The organism is Peribacillus sp. B-H-3 (assembly GCF_048572925.1).
GTDB lineage: Bacteria > Bacillota > Bacilli > Bacillales > DSM-1321 > Peribacillus.
On the sequence record NZ_CP183879.1, the window covers coordinates 800,518 to 822,458 of the forward strand.

Sequence of the window (21,941 nt, forward strand, 5' to 3'; positions counted from 1 at the left end):
CTTCCATGAGAAAAATACTGCGAAGATTGGGTTTTTATATGAAAATACCGAGTCTCATACTCATTGCTGCGGCATCCTTTGCTTTCGCCATGTTTCAGGGAGGCTTTGTCAGCTGGTTCCTTTTTTATACGTTTTTTCCGTTTGCGGTTTACCCGATTATCCTGTTTTTTTATCCTATGAAGGATTTCTCGGCGGAAAGGCTCGTAAGCAGAACAGAATGCATAGCCGGTGAAAATATAGAGATCAGCATCAGAATTACCCGCAGGAGCCGTTTTCCTTTATGTTATTTAGTAGTAGAGGAGATGCTGCCGCGTAAGCTTTCTGCAGGCAGGCAGAGCGCGAAAGCCATTGTTTTTCCTCTTTTCAAAAAGGAAATCACACTTCATTACTCTTTTGAAAATATGATCAGGGGAGAGTATCATCTTCAGGAAATCCGGGTCCGGACCGGGGATATTTTCGGGTTTTTTGAAAAGGAGGAATCCTTCGAACTCCGCCAGAAGCTTCTTGCGCTGCCAGCCTATTACGATCTTCCGTACAGGCAGCTTGAAAACTTTTTTGACCAGGGTCTGGCAGGGACAACCAAAAAGCTCCAAAGGGAAAATTCAGTAGTAAGCGGAATCCGGGAATATCAGCAGGGTGACCAGCTTTCCTGGATTAACTGGAAAGCCACCGCGAGGACGAATAAAATTATGACAAAAGAATTTGAAGAGCAAAAAAACCATGATTTATTCATTATCCTGGATGAAGAAACATCCGATTTCTTTGAAGAATTAGTATCATTTACAGCTTCCTTTGCCCATTCGGTCCTTAAAAAAGGCATTCAAATTGGTTTTCTTGGAACGAATGAAGAAATCATTTTGCCTGTCAGGGGAGGGGACATTCAGCGGAAAAAAGTCCTCTATCAGCTGGCAAAGGCTGAAGGAGGCCAATCCGCTGCATCAGACCGGGTTTTTGATATGAATAAAGCGCTGCTGCCTCCGAACGCTGTTTTGGTTTATATCACGTCTGATCTTACGGATGCGTCCATTGAATTACTGGAAACCTATAAAAGGAACATGGCTGCGGCCGTCTTTTGCCTGAAGAAAGATTCTTTTATAACAGAATATGAAAATAGGCTTCGTCAGGCTGCATTTAAAAGAGGTATCAAAGTAAGCTTTATGGAACACAGCCATTTGGAAGAAGGGTTATCCGGGGTGATTGCACAATGAGGCATAATAGCCGGCTCGAAAACTTTACGCATTTACTGTTATATGCTTTTGGCATCCTGCTTTTATGGGAATGGCTGAGGCCTGTCGATGAGCTTACGAATACCGACAATATTTCTATATTCATTCTTTTCGCAGGGCTTTCTCTTTTGCTTCACTACTTCAAGACGCATATTCTTCTGAGGTTTACTATCCTAATTGCTTATATTGCCGCTGCGCTGCACTATTTTTATTCCAATGTTCCTTTTTTTGATCCCAGCTGGGTTTTTGGGTATATCGCTGAATTTTATAGAAGCATCACAATTGTTTTTCATGCAGACTGGCAGATGTTGAGTGACCCATTCCGGACATTTCTGCTGTTCATTCTGCTTTGGCTGGTCACTTATTTAATTCATTACTGGGTGATGGCAAGAAATAGCATCTTTTTGTTTTTCTTTGTCACGATTGTCTTTTTGGCTGTGGCAGATACCTTTACTCCCTATGATGCGAAAAATAGCATTGTACGCTTAATCATCATTGGCTTTGTTATGCTCGGGCTGCTCAGGCTTATCCGCCTGACAGGGCGTGAAAAACTAAGACTGTCCGGGACGTCGGTCAAAAGGTGGACAGGCGCGCTTGCGGCCATGGTTGCAATAAGCGCATGCATGGGATTTGCGCTTCCGAAATTCAAGCCTCAATGGCCGGATCCCGTGCCATTCATTGTTTCCCATTCCAACAAGGCGGGAGCAGACGGGGCTGGAGGGCCGCATAAAGTGGGATACGGAAAAAACGACTCCCGGCTTGGCGGAACGGTCAAGGAGGATGATTCAGTTGTTTTTTACAACGATGCTCAAAGCAGCCATTATTGGAAGGTTGAGAATAAATATTTCTATACAGGCAAGGGATGGGAAGATCAAAAAAAAATTGGAGACGTCACAATGTTTGTGAATGATAAGGTATTGGATACACCTGTTCCTGTCAATAAGAAAAAAATCCAGCATGTGCATATATCCGTCAAAGAAACACACGAGCACGTCCTGATGCCGGAAGCCAGCTATGTATTAAAAGTAAACGCACCAGATGGAGTTATATACCGCCATTATACGAGTAAAGACCGGGTAGAGGCTGTAAATGAGAAAGGAAAGAAGCTTTATCTGGACGAGTATGATGAGGAATACATTCCCCGTAATTATGACATTCAAAAACTGAGGAAAGCTGTTTTTCCTGCAGGATACTATATGGATGAAATGCAGCTTCCTGATAGCTTTCCCGAAAAAATCAGAGATTTAGCCATTTCAATTACCAAAAATAAAACAACTCTTTATGACAAGGTGAAAGCCATTGAAGATTATTTTGACCGGCCGGAGTTTACGTATGACAAACAAAACATCCCGTACCCGGCTGAAAATCAGGATTATGTAGAGCAGTTCCTTTTTGAAACAAAGAGGGGATATTGCGATAACTTTTCAACAGCCATGACCGTTATGGTGCGTTCGATTGGAATCCCTGCAAGATGGGCAAAGGGGTACACAGAAGGAACTGTTGAGCAATACAAGGGTAAATCCCAGTTTAAGGTTACAAATGATAACGCGCATTCGTGGGTGGAAGTGTTAATTCCAGGCAGCGGGTGGGTGCCGTTTGAACCAACCAAAGGCTTTTCCCAAAGCACATCCTTTTATGACTCTGCTGTACTGAAAACCCAAAATGATAAGCAGGAGGTTACCCCTCAAGCGAAAGCGAAGGCTGCACAAAAGACACCGCCGAAGCAGGATCTCCTGCGGGAGGACAGCCCTTCAAAGACTGCTGTTCAAAAAGAAAGCTGGCTGAAGAATTATAGCAAAATTGCATGGGCTGCTGCTGCAATTGTTTTGGCTGTTTTAGTTACGGCTGTGCTGACATGGAGGAAATGGCTGCCGCATCTTCTTATTCTTGTATACAGAAGGAAAGCAGGCGGCGAAACGTTTGCACATGCGTATCATGTGCTGCTTAAACAGCTGGACCGGTCAGGAGTGAAGAGGCCGGCTGGACAGACATTGCGGGAATATGCCGCGTATGTTGATTTTGTATATGGTACAGATGCTATGAAGATTATGACAGAAAGATATGAAAAACTTGCTTACAGGGGAGACAGAGATGCCGGGGATTTTGGAGAATATCAAGAATTATGGGAAAAATTAATTAAAAAAACTGCCTCTTGACCTGCTTTTTGTTCCCTTGTTACAATGAACTCGTACAATTGTATTTAAATTATAGTAATAAAATTTAATAGTGTCCTTCGTATATCCTCGATAATATGGTTCGAAAGTTTCTACCAAATCACCGTAAATGATTTGACTATGAAGGCAGAATCTTTGATATATCATGACAGGATTCTGCCTTTGTATAATTTTACGAAGGCAGAATTCTGTTTTTTTTATTTATTTCAGCACATTTTAAAGAGGAAAGGCTTATTTTTAAAATGTGAAATACATCAATTGAGGTGACGACTGTGCCGGGAAAAAAAGAATTGCAGCAGCAGGAAATGATCGTAGTATTAGATTTTGGCAGCCAGTACAATCAGTTAATTACACGCCGTATACGTGAAATGGGAGTATACAGCGAGCTGCATCCCCATACCATTACGCTTGAGGAAATCAAAGAAATGAATCCGTCGGGAATTGTTTTCTCAGGAGGCCCGAACAGTGTATATGATGCTTCTGCTTTTGGCTGTGATGAGAGAATCTTTGACCTTGGCCTTCCCATCTTAGGAATATGCTACGGCATGCAGCTGATGACCAAGCATTTTGGCGGCAAGGTAGAACGTGCGAAAAACCGTGAATATGGAAAAGCTGTGCTTAAACTCCAAAATCAGTCTGCCTTATACAAGGGTCTTCCTGAGGAACAAATTGTCTGGATGAGCCATGGAGACTTAGTTGTGGAAACTCCAGAAGGCTTTACGGTTGATGGAATCAATGCTTCCTGCCCGATTGCTGCGATGAGTGATGAAGCAAGAAAGCTATATGCTGTGCAGTTTCATCCTGAGGTCCGCCATTCTGTCCATGGAAATGAAATCCTCAAAAATTTCGTTTTCGAAGTTTGCGGCTGTGAAGGCGATTGGTCCATGGAAAACTTTATTGAAATTGAAACAGAAAAAATCCGCCAGGCAGTTGGAGACAAAAAGGTTTTATGCGCATTGAGCGGCGGGGTGGATTCTTCGGTCGTTGCCGTACTAATCCACAAGGCAATCGGCGATCAATTAACATGTATTTTTGTTGATCACGGCCTTCTTCGTAAAGGCGAAGCAGAAAGTGTAATGAAGACCTTCAGCGAAGGGTTCCATATGAATGTCATCAAAGTGGATGCACGCGACCGGTTCATGAGCAAGCTTGAAGGCGTATCAGATCCTGAAAAGAAGCGTAAAATCATCGGCAATGAATTCATCTATGTATTCGATGATGAAGCAACCAAGCTTGAAGGAATCGAGTTCCTTGCACAGGGCACTCTTTATACGGATATCATCGAAAGCGGGACGGCAACAGCTCAAACCATCAAGTCCCACCATAATGTAGGCGGTCTGCCTGAGGATATGCAATTTAAACTGATCGAGCCGCTGAACACCCTGTTTAAGGATGAGGTGCGTGCGCTGGGAACAGAGCTTGGCATATCTGACGAAGTAGTCTGGCGCCAGCCTTTCCCAGGTCCGGGACTTGGGATTCGTGTTCTTGGCGCGATTTCTGAGGACAAGCTTGAGATCGTGCGTGAATCAGATTTCATCCTGCGCGAAGAAGTTAAAAAGGCTGGACTTGAACGGGAAATCTGGCAGTACTTTACCGTGCTCCCTGATATCCGCAGTGTCGGCGTAATGGGGGATGCCCGTACCTATGATTATACAATTGGCATCAGGGCTGTCACTTCCATTGACGGTATGACCTCTGACTGGGCAAGGATACCGTGGGATGTTCTTGAAATTATCTCAACTAGGATTGTCAATGAAGTTCCGCATGTAAACAGGGTTGTGTATGATATTACGAGCAAGCCGCCTGCGACGATTGAGTGGGAATAAGATAAGCTTCCACTAGCAGCTGCCTGCATTACAATTAATACAGAATCATTTTAAAAATGGAGCGCCCAATAAACGGGGTGCTCCATTTTTAGCTTGAAACCGCGATAGAAACGATAAAAATAAAAGAATTATTTAATTGAATAACATCCGGAAAAGTATATGATAGAATCAGCAAATCTGCTGTAGGGAAGCCTAAGGCAGAACGGAAAAGTTAAAATAGAGGAGAGAAGACAGTTTATGTTCATCCAAAAACTGCATGAAATTCTTGATAAACAAAGAGCGGAAGGATATGTGCCTGCGATCCGGAGCAGCTTGTTTTTTGTTTATGCATGTAGCATTATGTTATTTTTCACCAAAACCTCTCCGCTGTTTTCCTTTAATCCCTGGGTGGACTCGAATGCTTTTTTTACAATGGGAAAAGGAATGGCCAATGGATTAGTTCCATATAGAGATTTATTTGAGCAAAAAGGACCGCTGCTTTATTTTTATCACGAAATTGCGTACTTTATTTCAAATACAAGCTTTACTGGGGTGTATATGCTGGAGTGCATCTTTTTGTTTTTCAGCATGGTGCTTATGTTTAAAATTTCATCCTTGTATTCGGGCAAAAGAACCTCAGCCATCATTGCTGTGTTGTTCCCGGCACTCATCCTGAACGAGAATGCCTTCTTATCCGGTGACAGTGCTGAGGAATTCTGCATTCCCTTTTTATTATTGCTTCTCTACTCTGTGCTGAAGCATTTCAGGTTAAAACGAGAGACTTTTTCAACAGGCTTTTACCTGGTGAATGGACTGTCGATTGGGGCCGTGCTGTGGACGAAATATACACTTCTTGGGGCATGGATTGGTTTCTATCTGATGATTGCTGCCATCTGCCTCTATAAAGGGAGATGGAAAGAATTGATCCGGGCAGTTTTTTATACAGCTTCCGGACTCGTCATTGCCTCGGTTCCGTGGATTGGCTATTTTGGTATGCATCATGCCCTGCACTCGTTATTTTCCGTGTATTTTATTTTTAATATGGTGTCCTACCCTTCCGAATATGGCTTTTTAGGCAAACTGCTTCACTGTGCCATAAATATCGGCAAGGCATTTGGCAGAAACCCGGCAGCGCTGGTGCTCACTTTGGCGGGTTTTATTGATTTTATGTTCACGAAAAAGTATCTTAAACAACCTTCTGGCAAGCTGATGCTTTTCAGTATCATGTTGTTTTTGCTGTTTGGCGTCTATTATGGAGGAAGAGATTATTATTATTACTTTTTGATCATTACGCCATTATCAGGATTAGGGCTGATTACGATTGCAAACCTGCTGAAGAGGGTGTCCTTATTTCAATCGTTCAATAAAGACTACATGTTTCTAACATATGTCTTTTTTACAGCTCTCGCGATTGCCCTCTGCTTTTCTGTGAATCAAAATATACTCGGATCCAAAATTTACGTGAAGGAACGCAGCCCGCAGGAAAATTTTGCGGAGATCATGAATTCCTCCTCTCATCCCACGCTGCTGAATTATGGTTTTTTGGACGGAGGGTTTTATCTAAAATCGAATATTATCCCTACAATCAAGTACTTTGAAAGGCAGAACATTAGCTATGATATCTTTCCTGAGAATATGAATGAGCAAAACCGGTATCTGAGAGAGAAGAAAGTCCGCTTTGCAGTGGTGAGGACTTTCCCTGGTGTTCCTGCTGAAAGGCTTAGAATCCCGTTTATTCACCAAAATTACCGGGTGGTTGCAGAACAGCAGGATCATGAGCGGATATTTAAATATGTTCTGTTTCAGGCAAAATGAAACGGGAGGGAAGGCTGTAATTTTAACGATTTTTTGGAAGGAAGCCTTCATTCCTGAATACGAATGATCGGAACTGAATCCAGTTTAATATTCGTTTTAGAGGTTGACGAAAAAAATTAGTTTTGTTAAAATAAAGTTGAAATCATAATAATATATGTTCGTCGTATAATATTGGGGATATGGCCCAAAAGTTTCTACCGAGCTGCCGTTAACAGCTTGACTACGATGTGATTGAAAAAGGCTGGAGTCTATGCCCTTTTCTATTTCCATTTACAGTCAAGCCCCGTTCGGTTATAGAATGGGGCTTTTTTATGCGACGTGCCAATCAGAGGAGATTAGGTATGAAAAAATATTTTCAGTTTGAAGAGCTGGGAACCAGCTACCGCCGTGAAATCCTTGGAGGCTTAACGACCTTCCTGTCAATGGCATATATTCTGGTCGTTAACCCGCTGACACTTTCCTTGAACAGTGTAAAAGATTTCCCGTCTGATTTAAGAATGGATTATGGAGCGGTATTTGTAGCAACCGCCCTTGCTGCGGCAATCGGCACCATGCTGATGGGCCTCATAGCCAGATACCCGATAGCGCTGGCACCGGGCATGGGATTGAATGCATTCTTTGCCTACACAGTGGTCTTGACGTACGGAATTCCTTGGCAGACTGCCTTAACCGGTGTTTTCATCTCAGGTGTGATATTCGTTCTCCTGACGATGTCGGGAATCCGGGAAAAAATCATAAATGCGATTCCGGCTGAACTTAAATTTGCAGTTGGAGCGGGGATAGGGTTATTTATTACATTTGTAGGGTTTCAAAATGCAAAAATCATAGTTAATAACGATTCAGTACTTGTAGGATTAGGCGATTTAACAAACCCGCAGACCCTTTTAGCGGTATTTGGGATTATTTTAACGGTTATTCTGCTGGCTAGAGGCATACACAGCGGTATATTTATTGGAATGGTCATCACCGCAATTGTTGGGATGATTTTCGGCTTAATTGAACTTCCGCATCAGGTAGTTGGAGCGGTGCCAAGCCTTAAGCCGACATTTGGAGCAGCCTTCCAGGCATTTGGGGATCCTACACATAAGTTATTTACCGTTCAGATCCTGGTTGTTATCCTAACTTTCTTGTTTGTTGCTTTCTTTGATACAGCAGGTACACTCGTAGCTGTTGCCCAGCAGGCAGGACTCATGAAAGGGAATGTGCTTCCGAGAGTAGGAAAAGGACTTTTTGCAGATTCTCTTTCAATCGTAATCGGTTCAATACTTGGCACAAGTACAACGACATCTTATGTGGAGTCTACAGCTGGTGTTGCTGCTGGAGCGCGTACGGGGTTTGCTTCAATCATTACAGGATTGCTATTCGTTTTATCCATCTTCTTTTTCCCGCTGCTTTCAGTGGTTACATCGGCCGTTACTGCACCGGCGTTAATAATTGTGGGTGTCCTGATGGTAGCATCACTCAAGAAAATTGACTGGGAAAAATTTGAAGTTGCCGTTCCAGCATTTTTCACCGTGATTGCAATGCCGATGACATACAGCATCGCAACAGGAATTGCTGTAGGATTTGTCTTCTACCCAATCACCATGCTTGTGAAGGGAAGAATCAAAGAAGTTCATCCTATAATGTTTTTGTTATTCTGTATATTTATCCTTTACTTCATTTTTTTGGTATAATAATTAAATTGATCACATTGAAAAAAGGAATCCTGCCGGGCAGGGTTCTTTTTTTTGGCAAAAAAAGAAGAAACAGCTTTTAGAGCGAGCGCCTAATTTTAATAGTTGCTTTCCTGAAAGCAGATAGTCTAACATGTACTCATACTACAAGGGACAAAATGAGGGAACAAACATGCCGGAAATTATAATTAATAAGGTATTGAATAATAATGTAGTCATTGCTTCCCATCCGGATCATGGGGAAGTTGTGATGATAGGGAAGGGTATAGGCTTCAATAGAAAGAAAAATGATGAAATCGAACTGAAGTCGGCGGAGAAAATGTTCGTATTGAGAAATGAAAAAGAGCAGGAAAACTATAAAAAGCTGCTTCCGGAGATGAATGAAAATCTGCAGGCGGCCATTATTGAAGTGCTCGAATTGATCAGCAGCAAAGTGCGCGGCAATTTAAACGAACATATTCATGTCGGCTTGACGGATCATCTGCTTTTCGCCTTGACCCGTGTAAAAAATGGCATGGAAATTAAAAATCCTTTTCTAGTCGAAACCATCACCCTTTATCCTTTTGAATTTGAAATAGCCAAAGAAGTTATAGACTTAATCGAAGAGAAGACAGGAGTTGGGCTGCCTGAGGGTGAAATCGGATTCATTACCTTGCATATACACAGTGCCATCACCAACAAAAATTTATCTGAAGTTAACCAGTATTCCCAGCTGGTTTCCCATCTGATTTCTGTTGTGGAGGATCAGTTCGGGTTTTTGATAAATAAAGAAAGCGTGGATTACATGAGGCTGGTCCGCCATTTGAGATTTACCATTGACAGGGTGCTTGGCGGTGAGATAGTAGAAGAGCCGGAAAAAATAACTTTACTCTTGAAAGAAGAATACCCGCTGTGTTATAATCTCTCGTGGAAGCTAATAAAAATCATGCAACAACAGTTAAAAAAGCCAGTCTTCGATGCCGAAGCGGTATATTTAACCATGCATCTACAACGTTTACAAAAGAAAATTAAATAAACGAACCGATAACTTTACGTGTTACTGATTCGATCAGGCATAAGTAAAGATTGCGATTGAATGTCAGGCGTTTGGGCATATTAAAACCCAGAGCCATACATCGATGCTTTCTTTGCTTATGCTTTTTTGTTTATTTTATTTTAATGTAACCGTTTTATTAGTTGATTAAAAAATTTAATAGGGGGTTTGCGTTTTGTTTAAGAAATTATTCGGAGTTCTGCAAAAAGTTGGTAAAGCACTAATGCTTCCAGTTGCAATCTTGCCTGCAGCCGGTATTCTTCTGGCGTTTGGTAATGCACTGCAAAATCCTACTTTGTTGGATATTGCTCCTTTCTTGCATAGCCATGGTGTTGAAATGGTTGCATCAGTCATGGAGAATGCGGGAAATATTATTTTCAGTAACCTTTCCTTGCTGTTCGCTGTGGGGGTAGCGATCGGCTTGGCGGGAGGGGACGGAGTTGCGGGATTAGCAGCAATCATCGGTTTCCTTATCATGAACGTAACAATGGGTACAGTTCTTGGAATTGAGCCCGGCGACATCAAAGGAAGCCAGGAGTATGCAAGTGTACTCGGAATTCCAACTTTATCCACAGGTGTATTCGGCGGTATTATCGTCGGTATTATTGCAGCATTTATGTACAATAAATTCTTCCGCATCGAATTGCCGTCTTACTTAGGCTTCTTTGCAGGAAAACGTTTTGTTCCAATCGCTACAGCTGCCAGTGCGGTAGTACTAGGATTAATCATGATCGTGATTTGGCCTCCTGTACAGCATGGCTTAAATTCATTTTCACAAAACATGCTTGGTGCAAACCTTACATTATCAGCATTCATTTTCGGTTTAATTGAAAGATCATTAATACCATTCGGCCTTCATCATATTTTCTATGCGCCTTTCTGGTTTGAATTTGGAAGCTATACAAACCATGCCGGAGAAGTCGTTAAAGGTGATCAAGCCATCTTCATGAACGAAATTAAAGATGGTGTACAAAACCTTACTGCCGGAACATTCATGGCAGGTAAATTCCCATTCATGATGTTCGGATTGCCGGCAGCGGCGCTTGCGATCTATCATGAAGCACGCCCTGAAAGAAAGAAAATTGTCGGCGGTCTTATGGCCTCTGCGGCACTGACTTCTTTCCTTACTGGTATCACAGAACCGCTTGAATTTTCATTCTTATTCGTAGCTCCGGTTCTATTCGGAATTCACGCAGTATTTGCAGGTCTTTCATTTATGACTATGCACCTGCTTAATGTAAAAATCGGTATGACATTCTCCGGGGGATTAATTGACTATGTATTATTTGGTCTTCTTAACCCGCAGACAAACGCGTGGCTTGTTATCCCGGTTGGTTTAGTATTTGCTCTTATCTACTACTTCGGTTTCCGTTTCGCGATCCGCAAGTTCAATCTTAAAACTCCAGGACGCGAAGATGCGACTGAAGAAGATGAAGATGAATCAGCGCCTGCAGGCAAAAACGCAGGTACCCTTCCTGGAGACATCCTTCAGGCAATGGGCGGAAAAGAAAATATCGCTCACTTGGATGCGTGTATAACACGTCTTCGTGTTTCAGTTAACGACGTGAAAGAAGTAGACAAAAATAGATTGAAAAAGTTAGGGGCAGCTGGTGTCCTGGAAGTCGGCAACAACATCCAGGCAATCTTCGGACCTCGCTCTGAGACCATCAAAGGTCAAATGAAAGATATTATGGACGGAAAAACTCCGCGTCCGGTTGAAACGGTTCCTGAAAAAGAAGTGGAACACCAAATTGAAGATGTAGTTCCAGGCGCTCTTCAAACAGACGGAGAGGATGAAGTTTTCGTTTCTCCAATTAAAGGCGAAATCAAACCGATTTCTGAAGTTCCAGATCCGGTATTCGCTGAAAAAATGATGGGTGACGGATTTGCAATTCTTCCTTCTGAAGGCACAATCGTTTCACCGGTTGATGGAACAATTGTCAACCTATTCCCTACCAAGCATGCTCTTGGAATTGTATCTGATGGAGGACGCGAAGTGCTGATTCACGTTGGTATCGATACAGTTAAATTAGAAGGAAAAGGATTCAATGGCCTTGTTTCCCAGGGAGATAAAGTCAAAAAAGGACAACCGCTGCTAGAGGTTGATCTTGAGTACGTGAAAAACAATGCACCTTCTATCATTACACCTATTGTCTTTACAAACCTGAAAGAAGGCCAGGCGGTGAAGATTGAAAAAACAGGTCAAGTAGATAGAGAAGAAAAAAATATTATTTCTATAAAATAAATGATGCAAGGAAGTCGGGTCCTATTATAGGGGCCCGGCTTTTTTCTTTGTGGTTTGGAGTTTTATGCTGAAAAATGTAACTATTTTACATGATTTAATTACATAAATAACATTGACTTGAAGAATCTGGGGTGATAATATGTAAAACATACCTCACAAACATAAAATATTTTTTTATGAAAGTGTTGACACCGTAATGAATCCGGTGGTAAGATGTAAAAGTCGCTTACGAGATAAACGACAGATTGCTCTTTGAAAACTGAACAAAACTAAGCGCCAACGTTTTAAAATAGTGAGCACACACTCTAAAAGCAAATGAGCAAGTCAAACATTTCTTCGGAGAGTTTGATCCTGGCTCAGGACGAACGCTGGCGGCGTGCCTAATACATGCAAGTCGAGCGAATGGATGGGAGCTTGCTCCCTGAAGTTAGCGGCGGACGGGTGAGTAATACGTGGGCAACCTGCCTGTAAGACTGGGATAACTTCGGGAAACCGGAGCTAATACCGGATACGTTCTTTCCTCGCATGAGGAAAGATGGAAAGACGGTTTCGGCTGTCACTTACAGATGGGCCCGCGGCGCATTAGCTAGTTGGTGAGGTAATGGCTCACCAAGGCCACGATGCGTAGCCGACCTGAGAGGGTGATCGGCCACACTGGGACTGAGACACGGCCCAGACTCCTACGGGAGGCAGCAGTAGGGAATCTTCCGCAATGGACGAAAGTCTGACGGAGCAACGCCGCGTGAGCGAAGAAGGCCTTCGGGTCGTAAAGCTCTGTTGTTAGGGAAGAACAAGTGCCAGAGTAACTGCTGGCACCTTGACGGTACCTAACCAGAAAGCCACGGCTAACTACGTGCCAGCAGCCGCGGTAATACGTAGGTGGCAAGCGTTGTCCGGAATTATTGGGCGTAAAGCGCGCGCAGGTGGTTCCTTAAGTCTGATGTGAAAGCCCACGGCTCAACCGTGGAGGGTCATTGGAAACTGGGGGACTTGAGTGCAGAAGAGGAAAGTGGAATTCCAAGTGTAGCGGTGAAATGCGTAGAGATTTGGAGGAACACCAGTGGCGAAGGCGACTTTCTGGTCTGTAACTGACACTGAGGCGCGAAAGCGTGGGGAGCGAACAGGATTAGATACCCTGGTAGTCCACGCCGTAAACGATGAGTGCTAAGTGTTAGAGGGTTTCCGCCCTTTAGTGCTGCAGCTAACGCATTAAGCACTCCGCCTGGGGAGTACGGCCGCAAGGCTGAAACTCAAAGGAATTGACGGGGGCCCGCACAAGCGGTGGAGCATGTGGTTTAATTCGAAGCAACGCGAAGAACCTTACCAGGTCTTGACATCCTCTGACAACCCTAGAGATAGGGCGTTCCCCTTCGGGGGACAGAGTGACAGGTGGTGCATGGTTGTCGTCAGCTCGTGTCGTGAGATGTTGGGTTAAGTCCCGCAACGAGCGCAACCCTTGATCTTAGTTGCCAGCATTCAGTTGGGCACTCTAAGGTGACTGCCGGTGACAAACCGGAGGAAGGTGGGGATGACGTCAAATCATCATGCCCCTTATGACCTGGGCTACACACGTGCTACAATGGATGGTACAAAGGGCAGCAAAGCCGCGAGGCCGAGCAAATCCCATAAAGCCATTCTCAGTTCGGATTGCAGGCTGCAACTCGCCTGCATGAAGCCGGAATCGCTAGTAATCGCGGATCAGCATGCCGCGGTGAATACGTTCCCGGGCCTTGTACACACCGCCCGTCACACCACGAGAGTTTGTAACACCCGAAGTCGGTGGGGTAACCTTTATGGAGCCAGCCGCCTAAGGTGGGACAGATGATTGGGGTGAAGTCGTAACAAGGTAGCCGTATCGGAAGGTGCGGCTGGATCACCTCCTTTCTAAGGAAAATAACGTTCGCTTACGTTTTGTTCAGTTTTGAAAGAAGCAATTCTTTCAGAATGTTGTTCTTTGAAAACTAGATAATAGATAGAAGGCAAATTTTTGCGTCAATCTTTTCAAAAACATACCATGTTTTATGGTTAAGTTAGAAAGGGCGCACGGTGGATGCCTTGGCACTAGGAGCCGATGAAGGACGGGACTAACACCGATATGCTTCGGGGAGCTGTAAGTAAGCTTTGATCCGGAGATTTCCGAATGGGGAAACCCACTGTTCGTAATGGAACAGTATCTTTACCTGAATACATAGGGTACTGAAGGCAGACCCGGGGAACTGAAACATCTAAGTACCCGGAGGAAGAGAAAGCAAACGCGATTTCCTGAGTAGCGGCGAGCGAAACGGAATTAGCCCAAACCAAGAGGCTTGCCTCTTGGGGTTGTAGGACACTCAACATGGAGTTACAAAGGAACGGGGTAAATGAAGAGGCTTGGAAAAGCCCGTCAGAGAAGGTAATAACCCTGTAGTTGAAACTTCGTTCCCTCCTGAGTGGATCCTGAGTACGGCGGGACACGAGAAATCCCGTCGGAAGCAGGGAGGACCATCTCCCAAGGCTAAATACTCCCTAGTGACCGATAGTGAACCAGTACCGTGAGGGAAAGGTGAAAAGCACCCCGGAAGGGGAGTGAAATAGATCCTGAAACCGTGTGCCTACAAGTAGTCAGAGCCCGTTAATGGGTAATGGCGTGCCTTTTGTAGAATGAACCGGCGAGTTACGATTTCATGCAAGGTTAAGTTGAGAAGACGGAGCCGCAGCGAAAGCGAGTCTGAATAGGGCGAATGAGTATGAGGTCGTAGACCCGAAACCAGGTGATCTACCCATGTCCAGGGTGAAGTTCAGGTAACACTGAATGGAGGCCCGAACCCACGCACGTTGAAAAGTGCGGGGATGAGGTGTGGGTAGCGGAGAAATTCCAATCGAACCTGGAGATAGCTGGTTCTCTCCGAAATAGCTTTAGGGCTAGCCTCATAATGAGAGTCTTGGAGGTAGAGCACTGATTGGACTAGGGGCCCTCATCGGGTTACCGAATTCAGTCAAACTCCGAATGCCAAAGACTTATTTATGGGAGTCAGACTGCGAGTGATAAGATCCGTAGTCAAAAGGGAAACAGCCCAGACCACCAGCTAAGGTCCCAAAGTATACGTTAAGTGGAAAAGGATGTGGAGTTGCTTAGACAACCAGGATGTTGGCTTAGAAGCAGCCACCATTTAAAGAGTGCGTAATAGCTCACTGGTCGAGTGACTCCGCGCCGAAAATGTACCGGGGCTAAACGTATCACCGAAGCTGTGGATTGACACCTCTGGTGTCAGTGGTAGGAGAGCGTTCTAAGGGCGTTGAAGCTAGACCGGAAGGACTGGTGGAGCGCTTAGAAGTGAGAATGCCGGTATGAGTAGCGAAAGAAGGGTGAGAATCCCTTCCACCGAATGCCTAAGGTTTCCTGAGGAAGGCTCGTCCGCTCAGGGTTAGTCAGGACCTAAGCTGAGGCCGAAAGGCGTAGGCGATGGACAACAGGTTGATATTCCTGTACCACCTATTCATCGTTTGAACGATGGGGGGACGCAGGAGGATAGGGTAAGCGCGCTGTTGGATATGCGCGTCCAAGCAGTTAGGCCGGAAACGAGGCAAATCCCGTTTCCATGAAGGCGGAGCTGTGATGGCGAGGGAAATATAGTACCGAAGTTCCTGATTCCACACTGCCAAGAAAAGCCTCTAGTGAGATGAAAGGTGCCTGTACCGCAAACCGACACAGGTAGGCGAGGAGAGAATCCTAAGGTGTTCGAGAGAACTCTCGTTAAGGAACTCGGCAAAATGACCCCGTAACTTCGGGAGAAGGGGTGCTTTTTAGGGTGAATAGCCCGGAAAAGCCGCAGTGAATAGGCCCAGGCGACTGTTTAGCAAAAACACAGGTCTCTGCGAAGCCGCAAGGCGAAGTATAGGGGCTGACACCTGCCCGGTGCTGGAAGGTTAAGGGGAGAGGTTAGCGCAAGCGAAGCTTTGAACCGAAGCCCCAGTAAACGGCGGCCGTAACTATAACGGTCCTAAGGTAGCGAAATTCCTTGTCGGGTAAGTTCCGACCCGCACGAAAGGTGTAACGATCTGGGCACTGTCTCAACGAGAGACTCGGTGAAATTATAGTACCTGTGAAGATGCAGGTTACCCGCGACAGGACGGAAAGACCCCGTGGAGCTTTACTGCAGCCTGATATTGAATTTTGGTACAGCTTGTACAGGATAGGTAGGAGCCTGAGAAGCCGGAGCGCCAGCTTCGGTGGAGGCGTCGGTGGGATACTACCCTGGCTGTATTGAAATTCTAACCCGCGCCCCTGATCGGGGCGGGAGACAGTGTCAGGTGGGCAGTTTGACTGGGGCGGTCGCCTCCTAAAGAGTAACGGAGGCGCCCAAAGGTTCCCTCAGAATGGTTGGAAATCATTCGCAGAGTGTAAAGGCACAAGGGAGCTTGACTGCGAGACCTACAAGTCGAGCAGGGACGAAAGTCGGGCTTAGTGATCCGGTGGTTCCGCATGGAAGGGCCATCGCTCAACGGATAAAAGCTACCCCGGGGATAACAGGCTTATCTCCCCCAAGAGTCCACATCGACGGGGAGGTTTGGCACCTCGATGTCGGCTCATCGCATCCTGGGGCTGTAGTCGGTCCCAAGGGTTGGGCTGTTCGCCCATTAAAGCGGTACGCGAGCTGGGTTCAGAACGTCGTGAGACAGTTCGGTCCCTATCCGTCGTGGGCGCAGGAAATTTGAGAGGAGCTGTCCTTAGTACGAGAGGACCGGGATGGACGCACCGCTGGTGTACCAGTTGTCTTGCCAAAGGCATAGCTGGGTAGCTACGTGCGGACGGGATAAGTGCTGAAAGCATCTAAGCATGAAGCCCCCCTCAAGATGAGATTTCCCATAGCGCAAGCTAGTAAGATCCCTGAAAGATGATCAGGTTGATAGGTCTGAGGTGGAAGCGTGGTGACACGTGCAGCTGACAGATACTAATCGATCGAGGACTTAACCAAAATGACGCCTGATATGTACTTCTTCTATTATCTAGTTTTGAAGGAACAACGTTCCTCATAGTTTGGTGGCGATAGCGAAGAGGTCACACCCGTTCCCATTCCGAACACGGCAGTTAAGCTCTTCAGCGCCGATGGTAGTTGGGGGTTCTCCCCCTGTGAGAGTAGGACGCCGCCAAGCAAAACGAGAGGCCAGCAGAGATGCTGGTCTTTTTTGTGTGCAGAAATGGATATTTCTTAAGAGCTCAAAAGAGTCCAAGAGTCCAAGAGTCCAATAAGCTAAAACCTGAATGCTAAGAACCAAGGAGGCCGAGGAAGCGAAGAAGTGAGCACCGGAGTGTAGGTTATAAACGAGGAGCGGAATGACTGAAGCTGACGAAGAAATGCGCAGTTTACCTCCATTCGGTAGTTCGAACACGGCAGTTTAGCTCGCGCACCGATAGCAGTTGGACTGCATGGAGCTTCTGCTAAAAACCCGCCACGTCCTGTAGCAGCGCAGAAGTAAGCACGTCTTGAGCAGTCCAGTGAGAATAGGAACCGCCAAATAAACGAAAGGCCAGCAGATTCGATGTGCCGGTATTTTTTTTGTGTAAAAAATGAGATTCATCATAACTAAATTCTTTAAAGACTTTCCACCAGTATGTGTACCGGTTAGCCTTTTAGCCTAATTCGCTCTAATAAACTGCTATTTGGCTCGAATGGAAGGTGATTTCGCTCTAATCAGAGAGAATTTCGCTCGAATGACAGCCGATTTGGCTCGATTATCCATATTTTTGGAAATTAAACGACCGCAATTAATAAGCATTTAACGTTTTAGGCATCCTTTTAGGCAAGAAAACTATGAATCAGTATTAAACTCACCCATAATAATCCAGATGTAAGGATTTACCTCTCTGTTTTTCATGTGTTTTGACTGCAATGGGGTATATAATACATGAAGACACAGCACAATCTACTACATATTGCATCGGAGTGACGGATATGCTTGAGAACGGCATTATCATGATTGGCATCATACTAGCCATTAATATTGTTTATGTTTCTTTTAATACGATTCGGATGATTCTTACCTTGAAGGGCCAGAAGTATTTGGCCGCATTCATCAGCATGATTGAGGTCATTATATATGTAATAGGCCTGAGGCTTGTGCTGGATAACCTGGATCAGATTCAGAATTTGATTGCTTATGCTGCGGGCTATGGAATCGGTGTGCTTGCAGGGATGAAGATTGAAGAAAAGCTGGCATTGGGTTATATTACTGTAAATGTCATTTCAACGGAACAGGATAAAAACCTGCCTAAGCTGCTCCGTGATAAGGGCTTCGGGGTAACGAACTGGGAGGCTCAGGGGCTTGAGGGAAACCGGATGGCTCTTCAGATTTTAACACCAAGAAAACATGAGCTGAAGGTGTATACTGTTATTAAGCAGATTGATCCCAAAGCATTTATTATTACTTATGAACCTAAAACGATACACGGTGGCTTTTGGGTGAAATCCGTGAAGAAAGGGAAGCTGTTTGGTGAGTAAAAAAAGTAAAATGATTTTTGAAGTGCAGGAAGGCGAGAGCATTGATGATTGCCTGTATAGGATGAAAGAGGAAGGCTATATGCCGGTGAAGCGGACAGAAAAGCCGATTTTTGAAGAAAAAAAGATCGACGGACTGTTAAAATATGAGCCTGTAAAGAGGAAAATCGTATTTGAAGCAAAGTTAGTCGACTAAACACGAACGATTTTAATTTATATTAAGATAATATTCGATTATTGCTTGACAGTGAAACATGGTCAGCGTTACTATGGTGATAGTGAAAATGAAATCTCTCATATAATACTTGGGGATATGGCCCAAAAGTTTCTACCCAATAACCGTAAATTATTGGACTATGAGAGAAAGTAGATGAACTTCCAGGATGTAATATGTCTTGTTTCTTAATGTTGGACAGACTGCGTTCCGGACAGACTGCTTTCTCTTTATGAGGAAGGTCTGTCCGGTTTTTTTATTTGCGATAAAAGAAAACCGGCAAGCTGGAGGAGAATATATGAAACCATCTGTTGGCGTTATTATGGGAAGCATTTCGGATTGGGAAACAATGAAATATGCGTGCGAGGCATTAGATCAGCTAGAGGTGCCGTATGAAAAAAGGGTTGTATCAGCCCATAGGACACCGGATGTTATGTTCGAATATGCAGAAAGCGCGAGGGACAGGGATATTAAAGTGATTATAGCGGGTGCCGGGGGAGCTGCCCACCTTCCGGGCATGGTTGCTTCCAAAACCACATTGCCTGTAATCGGCGTCCCTGTGCAGTCTAAAGCACTGAAGGGCATTGATTCATTGCTGTCGATTGTCCAGATGCCTGGCGGGATTCCGGTCGCGTCCGTTGCCATAGGAAAAGCAGGTGCCACAAATGCAGGGCTGCTTGCCTCACAGATGCTTGCCATCGAGGATAAGGAACTGGCACAAAGGCTTCAGTCCATGCGTGATGAAATCAGAGATAAGGTGCTTTTGAGTAATGAACAGCTTAAATGAGAAAGTGATCTTGCCGGGGCAGACGATAGGCATTATCGGCGGAGGGCAATTAGGCAGGATGATGGCACTGTATGCAAAGTCAGCCGGCCTTAACATTGCTGTTATCGATCCAGCAGAAAATGGACCATTAGCACAGGTGGCGGATGTTGAAATCATTGGGGCATATGATGACATGCTGGCACTTGAACAGCTTGCTGAAGCGAGTGACGTGATTACCTATGAATTTGAAAATATCAGCTCAGAAGCGCTGGATTGGCTGAAGGGGCATGCATATCTTCCTCAAGGCTCCAAGCTGTTAAAAATGACACAGGACCGCATCACGGAAAAGAAAGCGATACGTGAGGCAGGGGCCATGCTTGCACCATATTTCGAAATTAAAGAGCTTCAAGATGTTTATGATAAGATAGACGAGTTGGGCTATCCAAGCGTGCTTAAAACATCACGTGGCGGCTATGACGGAAAAGGGCAGCTTGTCATCCGGAAACAGGAAGAAATCGCAATGGCTGCCCCTTTGCTGAAGCATGGAGCTTGTGTGCTGGAGGCATGGGTACCATATAAAAAAGAGATTTCTGTGATTGTGGCAAGGAAAGAAAATGGCGAAATGAGTTATTTCCCTGTCGCGGAAAACCTTCATGTGGAAAACATTTTGCATCAAACCATTGTACCGGCGCGCATTAGCGCTGAAGCGGAGAAAAAAGCGCTGGAGATGGCCGGAAAACTGGCCGAATCTGCCGGGCTTGTCGGTTCGCTTGCCGTAGAGATGTTTCTGACAGAAGACGACAGCATTCTCATCAATGAGCTTGCGCCGCGGCCCCATAATTCTGGGCATTATACGATAGAGGCGTGCGAAACTTCACAGTTTGAGCAGCATATACGTGCGATATGCAACTGGCCTCTTGGAAGTACTGAATTAATGAAGCCGGCCGTGATGGTGAACATACTTGGACAGCATATCAATCCGATTATGAAGGCGATTCCTGGCCTGAAGGATTGGAACATTCATCTTTATGGAAAAAAAGAAGCCAAGTACAACCGGAAAATGGGGCATGTTACCCTGCTGCGGGAGTCTGTCGATGCAGCTCTTTCCGAGATACGTGAAAGCGGCATTTGGCTAAGAGAAAGCGAAACGGAGGACCAATTATGATTGAACGTTATACACGCCCGGAAATGGGTGCGATTTGGACAGAGGATAACCGCTTTAAAGCATGGCTTGAAGTGGAGATTCTGGCATGTGAGGCATGGTCAGAGCTTGGAGTGATACCAAAGGAAGATGTCAAGCTTCTTCGCAAGAATGCTTCTTTTGATGCAAAAAGGATACAGGAAATTGAAGAAGAAACACGCCATGATGTGGTTGCTTTTACAAGAGCAGTTTCAGAAACATTGGGAGATGAGCGCAAATGGGTGCATTATGGACTTACCTCTACGGATGTTGTCGACACAGCCCTTTCTTATGTCCTGAAACAAGCAAATGAAATTCTTGAGAAAGACCTGGACCGTTTTGTGGAAATTTTGAAAAACAAAGCCCGTGAACATAAGCATACCGTGATGATGGGGCGTACTCACGGAGTTCATGCCGAGCCTACTACCTTTGGCCTTAAGCTTGCTCTTTGGTACGAAGAAATGAAGCGGAATGTAAATCGTTTCAAGGAAGCCAGGAAGAATATCGAGTTCGGCAAAATTTCCGGAGCTGTTGGAACATACGCCAATATTGACCCGTTTGTTGAGCAATATGTATGCGAAAAGCTTGGCCTTAAGGCTGCGCCGATTTCAACGCAAACCCTGCAGCGGGACCGCCATGCGCACTATCTCAGCACAATTGCTTTGATCGCTACCTCAATCGAGAAGTTTGCAACTGAAATACGCGGCCTTCAGAAGAGTGAAACAAGAGAGGTCGAGGAATTCTTTGCAAAAGGCCAAAAAGGTTCTTCTGCTATGCCTCATAAGCGCAATCCGATCGGTTCGGAAAATATGACAGGTATGGCACGCGTCATTCGCGGTTATATGATGGCGGCGTATGAAAATGTTGCCCTTTGGCATGAACGTGATATTTCACATTCTTCAGCAGAACGGATCATTTTGCCTGACGCAACGATCGCTTTAAATTATATGCTGAACAGGTTTGGAAATATTGTGAAAAACCTGACCGTATTCCCGGAGAATATGAAGCGGAATATGGACCGAACACTTGGCTTGATCTATTCACAGCGTGTGCTGCTTGCGCTGATTGACAAAGGCCTTGTTCGCGAAGAAGCGTATGATACGGTCCAGCCGCATGCCATGGCTGCCTGGGAAGAGCAGGTCCCTTTCCGCTCATTGCTTGAACAGGATGATAAAATCACCAGCCTGTTAACGAAGGAAGAGCTCGATGACTGCTTTGATTACCATTACCACCTGAAATATGCAGATGTGATCTTTGACCGTCTGGGATTATGATAGTTCCCCTGCTGCCGTCTGGCGGCGGGGACTTCCTTAACAATCGCTTTAAAAATA

General features: G+C 45.0%; 12 protein-coding genes, 3 rRNA genes and 3 riboswitches. All 15 genes read left to right on the forward strand.

Annotation, left to right across the window (positions count from 1 at the left end):
- The first annotated feature begins 5 nt into the window (after positions 1-5).
- The 15 genes from ACN6MY_RS03975 (at position 6) to purB (ending at position 21,884) form a co-directional block, all read left to right on the forward strand.
- Positions 6-1,208, forward strand: coding sequence for a DUF58 domain-containing protein (locus tag ACN6MY_RS03975; RefSeq protein ID WP_419882837.1), 1,203 nt, complete (start codon positions 6-8; stop codon positions 1,206-1,208).
- Complete coding sequence (locus tag ACN6MY_RS03980) at positions 1,205-3,382, forward strand: transglutaminaseTgpA domain-containing protein (RefSeq protein WP_419882838.1); 2,178 nt, start codon at positions 1,205-1,207, stop codon at positions 3,380-3,382. Before ACN6MY_RS03975 ends, ACN6MY_RS03980 begins: the two co-directional genes overlap by 4 nt.
- 57 nt (positions 3,383-3,439) lie before the next feature.
- Positions 3,440-3,541: riboswitch (purine riboswitch) on the forward strand.
- Positions 3,542-3,672: 131 nt separating this feature from the next.
- Positions 3,673-5,226, forward strand: coding sequence for a glutamine-hydrolyzing GMP synthase (gene guaA, locus ACN6MY_RS03985; RefSeq protein ID WP_419882839.1), 1,554 nt, complete (start codon positions 3,673-3,675; stop codon positions 5,224-5,226).
- A gap of 237 nt (positions 5,227-5,463) precedes the next feature.
- Positions 5,464-7,020, forward strand: a complete 1,557-nt coding sequence (locus tag ACN6MY_RS03990; protein WP_419882840.1) for a hypothetical protein — start codon at positions 5,464-5,466, stop codon at positions 7,018-7,020.
- 141 nt (positions 7,021-7,161) lie between these two features.
- Positions 7,162-7,263, forward strand: a riboswitch (purine riboswitch).
- 98 nt (positions 7,264-7,361) lie between these two features.
- The gene (locus ACN6MY_RS03995; protein WP_090991291.1) at positions 7,362-8,696 is read left to right on the forward strand and encodes an NCS2 family permease; all 1,335 of its coding nucleotides are present in this window, start codon (positions 7,362-7,364) and stop codon (positions 8,694-8,696) included.
- Between the two features lie 172 nt (positions 8,697-8,868).
- Positions 8,869-9,711, forward strand: a complete 843-nt coding sequence (glcT, locus tag ACN6MY_RS04000) for a glucose PTS transporter transcription antiterminator GlcT (RefSeq protein ID WP_419882841.1) — start codon at positions 8,869-8,871, stop codon at positions 9,709-9,711.
- A 193-nt stretch (positions 9,712-9,904) separates the two neighbouring features.
- Positions 9,905-11,974, forward strand: a complete 2,070-nt coding sequence (gene ptsG, locus ACN6MY_RS04005; protein WP_419882842.1) for a glucose-specific PTS transporter subunit IIBC — start codon at positions 9,905-9,907, stop codon at positions 11,972-11,974.
- Positions 11,975-12,307: 333 nt separating this feature from the next.
- Positions 12,308-13,858 (forward strand): 16S ribosomal RNA (locus ACN6MY_RS04010).
- 139 nt (positions 13,859-13,997) lie between these two features.
- Positions 13,998-16,929 (forward strand): 23S ribosomal RNA (locus ACN6MY_RS04015).
- 61 nt (positions 16,930-16,990) lie between these two features.
- Positions 16,991-17,107 (forward strand): 5S ribosomal RNA (gene rrf, locus ACN6MY_RS04020).
- The 16S, 23S and 5S rRNA genes sit together here, the layout of an rRNA operon.
- 800 nt (positions 17,108-17,907) lie before the next feature.
- The gene (locus ACN6MY_RS04025; protein ID WP_419884066.1) at positions 17,908-18,453 is read left to right on the forward strand and encodes a DUF2179 domain-containing protein; all 546 of its coding nucleotides are present in this window, start codon (positions 17,908-17,910) and stop codon (positions 18,451-18,453) included.
- Positions 18,454-18,463: 10 nt separating this feature from the next.
- On the forward strand, positions 18,464-18,646 hold the full coding sequence (locus ACN6MY_RS04030; protein ID WP_419884067.1) for an NETI motif-containing protein: 183 nt from the start codon (positions 18,464-18,466) through the stop codon (positions 18,644-18,646).
- 78 nt (positions 18,647-18,724) lie between these two features.
- Positions 18,725-18,827, forward strand: a riboswitch (purine riboswitch).
- Between the two features lie 135 nt (positions 18,828-18,962).
- Positions 18,963-19,451, forward strand: coding sequence for a 5-(carboxyamino)imidazole ribonucleotide mutase (purE, locus tag ACN6MY_RS04035; RefSeq protein ID WP_090991036.1), 489 nt, complete (start codon positions 18,963-18,965; stop codon positions 19,449-19,451).
- Positions 19,435-20,595 (forward strand): 5-(carboxyamino)imidazole ribonucleotide synthase, encoded by a 1,161-nt coding sequence (gene purK, locus ACN6MY_RS04040; RefSeq protein WP_419882843.1) that lies wholly within the window; start codon positions 19,435-19,437, stop codon positions 20,593-20,595. The genes purE and purK overlap by 17 nt, the downstream gene beginning before the upstream one ends.
- Entirely contained in the window at positions 20,592-21,884 is a 1,293-nt protein-coding gene (gene purB / locus ACN6MY_RS04045) for an adenylosuccinate lyase (RefSeq protein ID WP_419882844.1), read from the forward strand. Before purK ends, purB begins: the two co-directional genes overlap by 4 nt.
- Positions 21,885-21,941: the final 57 nt, after the last annotated feature.

Excerpts from the sequence above, each read along its gene's own strand:
- ACN6MY_RS03975 (WP_419882837.1), top strand. The coding sequence starts at position 6 with ATGAGAAAAATACTGCGAAGATTGGGTTTTTATATGAAAATACCGAGT.
- ACN6MY_RS03980 (WP_419882838.1), top strand. The coding sequence starts at position 1,205 with ATGAGGCATAATAGCCGGCTCGAAAACTTTACGCATTTACTGTTATAT.
- ACN6MY_RS03990 (WP_419882840.1), top strand. The coding sequence starts at position 5,464 with ATGTTCATCCAAAAACTGCATGAAATTCTTGATAAACAAAGAGCGGAA.
- ACN6MY_RS03995 (WP_090991291.1), top strand. The coding sequence starts at position 7,362 with ATGAAAAAATATTTTCAGTTTGAAGAGCTGGGAACCAGCTACCGCCGT.
- glcT (WP_419882841.1), top strand. The coding sequence starts at position 8,869 with ATGCCGGAAATTATAATTAATAAGGTATTGAATAATAATGTAGTCATT.
- ACN6MY_RS04025 (WP_419884066.1), top strand. The coding sequence starts at position 17,908 with ATGCTTGAGAACGGCATTATCATGATTGGCATCATACTAGCCATTAAT.
- ACN6MY_RS04030 (WP_419884067.1), top strand. The coding sequence starts at position 18,464 with ATGATTTTTGAAGTGCAGGAAGGCGAGAGCATTGATGATTGCCTGTAT.
- purE (WP_090991036.1), top strand. The coding sequence starts at position 18,963 with ATGAAACCATCTGTTGGCGTTATTATGGGAAGCATTTCGGATTGGGAA.
- purK (WP_419882843.1), top strand. The coding sequence starts at position 19,435 with ATGAACAGCTTAAATGAGAAAGTGATCTTGCCGGGGCAGACGATAGGC.
- purB (WP_419882844.1), top strand. The coding sequence starts at position 20,592 with ATGATTGAACGTTATACACGCCCGGAAATGGGTGCGATTTGGACAGAG.